The organism is Escherichia sp. AM3, assembly GCF_032029835.1.
GTDB classification, from domain to species: Bacteria; Pseudomonadota; Gammaproteobacteria; order Enterobacterales; family Enterobacteriaceae; genus Escherichia; species Escherichia coli.
On record NZ_JAVUPQ010001388.1, the window covers coordinates 1 to 229 of the forward strand.

The window sequence follows — 229 nt, forward strand, 5'->3', positions numbered from 1 at the left end:
CTGCTTCCTCAACGCGCCCGATATGTACATGGAAAAACTGATCGTCGGTCCTGGCGCTAAAGGCGCTATCGACCTTAGCCTGCCGCTGGACGCCAACCTGCGCAATATCGCCGCGGCGCTGGGTAAAGCGCTCAGCGAACTCACCGTGACCATTCTGGCGAAACCGCGCCACGACGCCACCATCGCGTACCTGCAAGCGCTCGGCGTACGCGTGTTTGCTATTCCGGAT

Annotated in this window: 1 protein-coding gene; it reads left to right on the forward strand. The window is 60.7% G+C overall.

Annotation, left to right across the window (positions count from 1 at the left end; translation table 11 throughout):
* Positions 1–229: fructose-bisphosphatase class II (locus tag RTW80_RS31170; protein WP_312722156.1), on the forward strand; the 229-nt coding region annotated here is incomplete at both ends.